Genomic DNA, 7512 nt, shown 5'->3' with positions numbered 1-7512 from the left:
GTAGGAACACTGAGCAAGGCCGGCTCCATCCACAAAGTGGAAAACGGCTTTATCGGGCTGCCGTCTATGGACGAGCCGGGTACGGTCGCTGCGATCGGCGATTCACTCCACAACCCCGAGGGTTCGGTCATGTGCGCCGGGTTCTTCGAGCTGAAGGCTTCCGAGCCCCTGGTGTACACGTACACCTACGACGAAATGAAGGTCGTCATCAAGGGTGAATTCATCCTGACCGACCAGACGACGGGCGAAGTAACTCACGCGAAGGAACGCGATGTGCTGTTCTTCCCCAAGGGCACCACCGTGAAGTTCGAGACCCCTGAGTACGGCCTGGGGTTCTTCGCCGGCGACCGCACCTTCAACCCGTAAGGCCACAGGCGCGCAGCGCCTGCGCGGGAGGCCGCGGACCGGTCAGTGGTCCGCAGCCTCCCTGACCCTGGCAGCCACCTCGTGGTCCCAAGGGAACGGTGCGAATACTTTTTCACTCGCCCGTTGAGGCCCGCACGCCCTCTAAATACACCAACTGCGTCCTGCGGGTCGAAGGCGGTACCGGTCCTGAGCGAATGAAATGATCGTGGCGACTTCCAAAAGGTTCTGACGGAAAAGCTCACGACTCAGAAACTCGATACTCACCTTTGCGTCCGCGGCCCGGCTGCCTACGGGGACATAGTCCTCCGACAGGCCCCGCGATCTTGGCTGGCCGAAGGGCCTGCCGCATTTCAGAAGCCTTTGGCTGCCGGGCCCGACGCCCGTGAAGCGTTCGCGATGAACTGCTCGCAGCGACATCAGATAGGAAGCTCCGGCCGGACTTCGTTGCTGGAGACCCTCGAAAATGTAGGAGAAACGTCCCTGTCCTGTGCCCTGAAGGCACCTCTGCGGGCGGCTACTCCCTGTCAGTATTTCGAGCGGCAACCTCTGCATCGGGATTTCCACCTGATCGACCAGCAAAAGGCCGAGAACACCATCACGATGTGCTGCGTTCACGCAGCAGAGACCAAGAATTGGAGTTTGGACTTGAGTACGATCATCGAAAAAAAACCTGACACTGCGTCCGCCGAACCCGCCAAGGAGCGCGCGCCCAAGGTCAACTGGCGGGTCTTCATCATCGCGTCAGTCATCATTATTGCTTTCTCTCTCTGGGCGATGCTGGTGCCTGCCGGCGCTCAGTCCACCATGAAGACGGTGGTGAGTTGGATCGCGGAGAACCTCGGCTGGTTCTACGTGCTCACTGTCACTGTCGTCATCGGGTTTGTGCTGTGGGTGGCGCTGTCCAAGGTGGGCTCGGTCCGGATGGGCCCGGATCACTCCCGTCCGCAGTACAAGCTTTTCACCTGGGTGGCCTATCTGTTCGCCGCCGGCGTGGGAATCGACATGCTGTTCTACTCCGTGACAGAACCCATTACGCAGTACATGAATCCGCCGGAGGGCGCAGGCCAGACGGCCGAGGCTGCCCACGAAGCCGTGGTGTGGACCATGTTCCACTACGGCGTGGCGGGCTGGGCAATGTATGCGCTCCTGGGCATGGCCATGGGGTATTTCGCCTACCGGTGGGGCATGCCGCTGTCCATCCGGGCGGCCCTGTATCCGCTGTTGGGCAAACGAGTCCGGGGCGGCCTCGGCGACGCGATCGACGTCGTCACCCTAGTGGGCACTATTTTTGGTGTGGCGACGGCCATGGGGATCGGCGTGGTACTACTGAACGTCGGCTTCTCCATCATGTTCGGTCTGGAAGAGGGCTTGGCCCTGCAGATCGCGCTGGTGATTGTCGCCGTCGTGCTAACCATCGCGGCGTGCACTTCCGGTGTTGACAAAGCGATCCGCTGGGTCGCGGAGCTGAACATCTGGAGCGCCGCGGCCCTGCTCTTGTACATGCTGGTTACCGGCCACACGTCCTTCCTGCTCAACTCCCTGGTGGAAAACATCGGCCGCTTTGTCTTCACCCTGCCCGAACGTACCCTGCAGACCTTCGCGTACCAGGAAGGCGGCTCGGAGTGGATGGGTGGCTGGACCCTGTTTTTCTGGGCATTCTGGCTGGCCTGGGGTCCCTTCGTGGGGCTATTCCTTGCCCGCATCTCACGTGGACGTACGCTGCGTGAATTTGTCATTGCCGCCATTACCTTCCCGGTGCTGTGCGACTTCCTGGTGGTGAGCATCTTCGGTAACAGTGCCCTGCACGAGGTTCTCAACGGGAACGAGGCGTTCGCGCAACTCGCCATCACCAACCCGCAAGAGGGTTGGTACGCGCTGCTTGGGATGTTCCCCGGAGCGCCCCTCCTGATCGGCCTGGGCACGTTGTCCGGCATGCTGTTTTACCTCACCAGCGCCAACTCCGGCGCCATGATGATGTCCAACTTCTCCTCCAACATCACTAGCGCGACCCAGGATGGCGCCAAGTGGCTGCGGATCTTCTGGGCCTTGGTTACCGCCCTGCTGACCATCGCGATGCTGGTGGCCGGCGGCGTGACCACCATGGAGTACGCCACGCTGATCTTCGGTCTGCCGGTGACGATCATCGCCTGGCTGGTGATGGCCTCGTTCACCAAAGCGCTGCGGATGGAGCGGGCCGAACGTGAGGGCCGCGTGCTGCGGCGGCAGTCGCTGGCGGTGCACGGCGGTCATGCGGGGGACCGCACCTGGGGCCAGCGGCTGGCACGGGTACGCTCTTACCCGTCCAAGAACGAGGCGGCGGCGTTTATTGAAGCCACAGCGCAACCGGCGCTGGCCGAAGCCCTCGAGGAGTTCACGAAGCAAGGCCATGAGGCAACCCTGCACACCCTCCCGAACGAACACACGGGTGTCCCCAGCCTTGTTCTTGTGGTCACCATCCCGGACCACCGCGACTTCCACTATCAGGTCCAGGCCGTAGAGGCGTCAGTACCGAAGTTTGGCCGGCATAAGAACCGTGAAACCGATGTCTACTACCGGGTGGAGGTCTTTGCGCAGACTGGTTCGGAGGGCTATGACCTGATGGGCGTGACACAGCAGCAGATCATGGAGGACGTGCTGCTCCGGTACGAGGACCACCTGGGCTTCCTCGCCTACTCGAACCAGTACGACCACCCCACCCTCCTCACCCCGCCGGCGCCACCGGCAACGGGTAGCCTCGCATAGGCGGAGCCTGCGGATGTAGAACCTGCGGAGACGGCGGCAGGACAGCCGCCCTCACCACCGGGGCGACAACAATTACAGAAACGGACATGGTGGGCGACGACGTCGCCCACCATGTCCGTTTCTATGTCCACGTCAGGTTCGCCCGTTCGTGACGTCCTGCCGGGACCTGGCCGTAACGCTCCAGTAACGGGTGCCCAATACCATCGGATCAGTCCCTCTTGAAGGGTAGCTTTCACAAATGATCCAATGCAGGGCCGGCATCCATTGCCGGAACCTAAGGAGAATCCTGATGGCCGAAATTGTTCTCGATAAATTCTCGGGTCAAAACTGGTTGATTACCCCAGCCGCTCTGGCGGCAGGAGAAACACCGCCGCGAAAAATTCTTGACCAGAAATGGTTGTTGGTGCTGTCCGGCGTGGTGGAGGCAAACTTGGAAGGAAACAGCAATTCGGCTTGGTTGAACGAAACCGTCGATTTCCTTCCCGCCGACAGCATATCCCTTGGCTTTGGGCTGCAGGAAGGGCCCCTGAACTGGGCGATCAACCAATATTCAATTCCCAGGCCGTCGTCAAACCAGCACGACTATACAACCGTATTTTCGCTCCAACAATGGGCTCCGTTCGCTGGTCTGAGTGCAATTTTCGACGAACATGAGTCGATAAACGCCGGATACGCCATCGACAGGTGGCGTCCACGCCACTTCCTTGTGGGGTTTACGCCGTTTACTGCGCAACCAGTCAACAACATTTTCACAGGCCTCACAGTGGATGTGGGGGTTCGTGACAACGATGCGTGGATCTTGAAGCTCAGTTATAACATCACCCTTCTTGGCACCATTGCCTTCGTGGATCCAGGGTCGCTGAGGCCTCCGTCATAGATCTGATCACCGCGACTGCAGAACGTAGTCAGCCCGTGCGACCACCGCGCCCCTCAAGTGCGCTGAGATATACAAGCCCTTAAACCAATCAGTGCCCAGCGGCCGTCTCGGCCGCTGGGCACTGATTGGTGGAAGCTGTACAGGAAGGAACCCTGGCTGGCGGGTGTGCGGCCCGTTCTCCTGGCGGATCCTGCGGTTATCAGAAGATCACGTAGAGCTTACGCAGCGTCTCGTGAAGCTCCCAGTTACCGCTCCAGCCCCTGGGGATGAAGATCGTGTCGCCAGGACCAACGAACTGGGGCTCGCCGCCGTCCGGCGTGATGGTCATTGAGCCGGAAAGAACGTGCACAAATTCGTTTGTCTCGAGTACCCAGCGAGAGGGACCTTCGGTGCATTCCCAGATGCCGGATTCGGCACCGTTTTCGTCCTTCCACAGGTAGCTTCCGCGCGTGTCCATTTGCTGGCCGGTCGCTTCCGGACAGGGGCCCCAATCTTCCAGCTCCGTTACGTTCCCCGCATCGCGGATGAGGTGGGCGGAGATGGAGGCTGTCTTTTGCGTCATTGTTGTGCCTTTCGTATGGGTGGTTCAAACTTCGTAATATCGGAAGGAGTGCGACTCCAAACCTTCGGGGTTTGGGCCGTAAATGGTGACCATTCGCGCGTAGACGGGTGCCCAATAACGGCCGGTTCGTCCAGGATTTACACGTGCCGAATCGCCCGGCTTCAGGATGACGGTCTTGCCTCCGCTCTCGATATGGAGTTCACCTTCCAACACGTAGTTCGTCTCGGTGTGGGGGTGGAAGTCTTCCCAGGCGCAGGCCTCCAGTTCCCATTCCGAAAGGATGAAGTCGTCCCATGGGCCCACAGGACTCGAGTTTATGAACCTGCAGCGCAAGCCCTGCCATTGGTCTTTCATGGGGCCCATGGACTGCGCCGGCCAGAAATCTATCGGTTCCCCCGTCGTCACTGTCGGGGGCTGAGGGGTGGTTGTGACCATTGTCTTTCACCGTTTCTTCAGTGGGGGAGTCTGCATTACGACATGCTTTGATGAATCTAAGTGACATCGCACCAGCGTGATGCAGGTCACTACGGTCTCAATACTTTTACATGGACGAATGTTCAAGTCAACCGTTCCAGAGGAAAAGCTTGAACCTCTTTCGAACGCCCAGGCAATAGGCTTATGGAAGTGTCCCTGCCGGGCCGAAATCGGGAGACTGGAGAGTGAGCTATGCGGGTATCCGCTGAAGATCGAAAAGAACAGCTGATTTCAGCGACAGTTGAACTTATGCGTCGTGAGGGCGTTCAGTCCGTGACTATTCGAGCCATCGCCAAGGAGGCTAACGCTCCCCTGGCTACGGCACACTATTGCTTCAGCAATAAAGAAGAGCTCATGGAGGCGGCCGCCGAGGCTTGGTTTAAGAACTTGAGCCGCTTCTCAAGCGACGTCCCGGTCCATTTAGGCCTTCGCAAGGCGGTGGAGCTAGTAGCCGAAGGCTACTGGCGCGCCCTTGAGGAAGAGCCCGAAAGCATACTTTCTGAGATTGAACTCATTCTGTGGGCAACACGCAACGCCGCCGTCAGCCCGCTCGCCGGGAGAATTTATCCCGCTTATGAAGTTGAGCTCGGAAACATATTCTCGTCCGCTGCCCAAAACGCCGGCGAACAGTGCCTCATGGACTTCTCTACGCTGGTCAGGATCTTCTTGATGATTTACGACGGAGCGGCCATTCAATACATGACCGACCCGAGGGCCGCCGATCATCGCGCCCAGTTCTTCATGATGATTGACGCACTTCTGCTCAAAGCTGGCGTCTGAACCAGCACGGGCCTCAGGCGGGCACCTTGGTGCCGGAACGGCCGGCGCCGGCCTTGGCATCGGTGGGCAGGGACTTGAGTCCTGCGGCGCAGCCCACGATCCCGGCGATGAAGAGTACCTTCAACAGGCTGAAGGGTTCGACGCCGGTGGCCATGGCCCAGCCGACCGTGAGGGCAGCGCCGATTCCTACCCAGACGGCGTAGGCGGTGCCGAGCGGAATATGCCGGATGGCGAGGCCCAGGCCGATCATGCTCAGGGTGGACGTGGCGGCGAAAACCAGGGTGGGCAGCAGGTGGGTGAAGCCGTCGGATACGCCCAGGGCGGTGGCCCAGACGGCTTCGAGGACGGCGGAGGCCAGGAGCAGCAGCCACGCAAGGGAACGCGGGTTCATCACGCCACCACCTTGAGGCCGACCACGCACGCGGCGATGCCGGTCAGGAGCAGCAGGCGGGCCGTCGTCGGGCGTTCTGCCTTGGTGAGGATCGCGTAGGCGGAGGTCAGCACGACGCCCACGCCGACCCAGACGGCGTAGGCGGTCCCGGTGGGGATGGTCTGCATGGCGAGGGCGAGGCCGGCCATGCTGGCGAGGACGGAGGCCAGGAAGAGGAGCGCGGGCATGATGCGTCGCCGGCCCGTGACCTGGGAGGTCCGGTGCAGGGCGGCGGCCCAGACGGCCTCCAGCGACCCGGAAAGAACGAGGATTAACCACGACATGACAGATCCTCTGGCCTGGCTTGCAGCTCCCGACGGCGGGTGGCCGGGTCGGCGGTCAGTCTCAAGATTAACCTCCCCATTAGTTGGTGCCGGGGCCTCCCGCAGTGCAAAACGGAAGGCCCCGGGCTGTGCTGCGAACTCAATCCGTCTCAGGTCCGGTGCAGAAGAAGCACTCCGCGGGTTCGAGGCTTGAGTCGCAAGTCTTTTCGATGAGGTGTACACCGGCATCGTTCAGCGCCACCCTGATGGGTCCCGTATCCATGGCCGCTACCTTCCCGCTTGTGGACGGTTTCAGTTGGCAGCGTCCAAGCTCCTGGCCATCCAGCCAGGGGATCGTACTGCTAAAGGAGTTGACCGCAGCGTTCATGGGGATCAGCTTCTATGCCATGGTGGCGAACATGAGGGCCATGGTGGCGGCGCCGAGGGCTTCGAGGGTGTGTTGTTTTCGGGGTGAGTGTTTTGGGGTTGTTTTGCTGGGGGGTGTGGTTGCCGGTTTCCGGCTGCGCAGCAGGAGGGCGATGAAGACCAGTGCCGCGGTCGCGTAGGTGATTGTCAGCGGGGCGGCGAGGCTGGGTAAGTGATCGAGGGGTGCGGTGGCTATGGCTGGGGCTGTATGGGGCATTGCGTGGTGACCGTTGGGTAGTGGCATGGCGTCTGCGGGGCCGGCTCCGGGACTGGTGGTGATGTGGCTTGTCATCATGGTGATCATCAATGCTGCGCCGGCCATGCTCAGGCTGTGGTAGAGGCATTTGATCCGGCCTTGGCTGCCTGCGCAAAGTATTTTGAATTCGGGCCGGGCGACGGCCTGGATGATGAACCAGAGGGCTGCGCCGGTGAGGACGGCGATCTGGGCGAGCATGGTGGAGGGTGCGAGGTTCCAGAGCATGGCGGCCATCAGGAGGTTCATGAGGGCGTGGAGGGTGTTGTTGACCCGGTCGGTGAGCTGGTGTGGTTTGGTGGCCTGCAGGAGGTGGTAGCTTCCGCTGAGCAGCAGGAC

10 protein-coding genes are annotated in these 7512 nt (G+C 60.8%); 4 read left to right on the top strand and 6 right to left on the bottom strand.

Features of this window, described 5'->3' with window-relative positions:
• From AC1DIM_RS19480 to AC1DIM_RS19470, 3 genes are all read left to right on the top strand, one after another.
• Window positions 1-366 (top strand): cupin domain-containing protein (locus AC1DIM_RS19480; protein ID WP_477712130.1); only part of this gene is annotated, 366 nt, incomplete at its 5' end.
• Between the two features lie 645 nt (window positions 367-1011).
• Entirely contained in the window at window positions 1012-3108 is a 2097-nt protein-coding gene (betT, locus tag AC1DIM_RS19475) for a choline BCCT transporter BetT (protein ID WP_477712129.1), read from the top strand.
• A 289-nt stretch (window positions 3109-3397) separates the two neighbouring features.
• The gene (locus AC1DIM_RS19470) at window positions 3398-3985 is read left to right on the top strand and encodes a hypothetical protein (RefSeq protein WP_477712128.1); all 588 of its coding nucleotides are present in this window, start codon (window positions 3398-3400) and stop codon (window positions 3983-3985) included.
• Between the two features lie 199 nt (window positions 3986-4184).
• Here the strand turns inward: AC1DIM_RS19470 and AC1DIM_RS19465 are convergent, their stop codons facing one another.
• Complete coding sequence (locus tag AC1DIM_RS19465; RefSeq protein ID WP_477712127.1) at window positions 4185-4547, bottom strand: cupin domain-containing protein; 363 nt, start codon at window positions 4545-4547, stop codon at window positions 4185-4187.
• A 24-nt stretch (window positions 4548-4571) separates the two neighbouring features.
• Window positions 4572-4850 (bottom strand): cupin domain-containing protein, encoded by a 279-nt coding sequence (locus AC1DIM_RS19460; protein ID WP_477712126.1) that lies wholly within the window; start codon window positions 4848-4850, stop codon window positions 4572-4574.
• A 363-nt stretch (window positions 4851-5213) separates the two neighbouring features.
• On the opposite strand from AC1DIM_RS19460, the gene AC1DIM_RS19455 reads away from it, so the two are divergent.
• Window positions 5214-5801 (top strand): TetR/AcrR family transcriptional regulator, encoded by a 588-nt coding sequence (locus AC1DIM_RS19455; RefSeq protein ID WP_477712125.1) that lies wholly within the window; start codon window positions 5214-5216, stop codon window positions 5799-5801.
• 13 nt (window positions 5802-5814) lie between these two features.
• Here the strand turns inward: AC1DIM_RS19455 and AC1DIM_RS19450 are convergent, their stop codons facing one another.
• The 4 genes from AC1DIM_RS19450 to AC1DIM_RS19435 all read right to left on the bottom strand — a co-directional run.
• Complete coding sequence (locus tag AC1DIM_RS19450) at window positions 5815-6192, bottom strand: DMT family transporter (protein ID WP_477712124.1); 378 nt, start codon at window positions 6190-6192, stop codon at window positions 5815-5817.
• On the bottom strand, window positions 6192-6515 hold the full coding sequence (locus AC1DIM_RS19445) for a DMT family transporter (protein ID WP_477712123.1): 324 nt from the start codon (window positions 6513-6515) through the stop codon (window positions 6192-6194). Before AC1DIM_RS19445 ends, AC1DIM_RS19450 begins: the two co-directional genes overlap by 1 nt.
• A 139-nt stretch (window positions 6516-6654) precedes the next feature.
• Window positions 6655-6777, bottom strand: a complete 123-nt coding sequence (locus tag AC1DIM_RS19440) for a hypothetical protein (protein ID WP_477712122.1) — start codon at window positions 6775-6777, stop codon at window positions 6655-6657.
• Between the two features lie 117 nt (window positions 6778-6894).
• A partial coding sequence (locus AC1DIM_RS19435; protein WP_477712121.1) for a DUF5134 domain-containing protein occupies window positions 6895-7512 on the bottom strand: 618 nt, incomplete at its 5' end.

The organism is Pseudarthrobacter sp. 01T43 (assembly GCF_056398665.1).
Note: the sequence above shows the minus strand (reverse complement) of the source record. Positions and strands in the feature narration are given on the sequence as shown.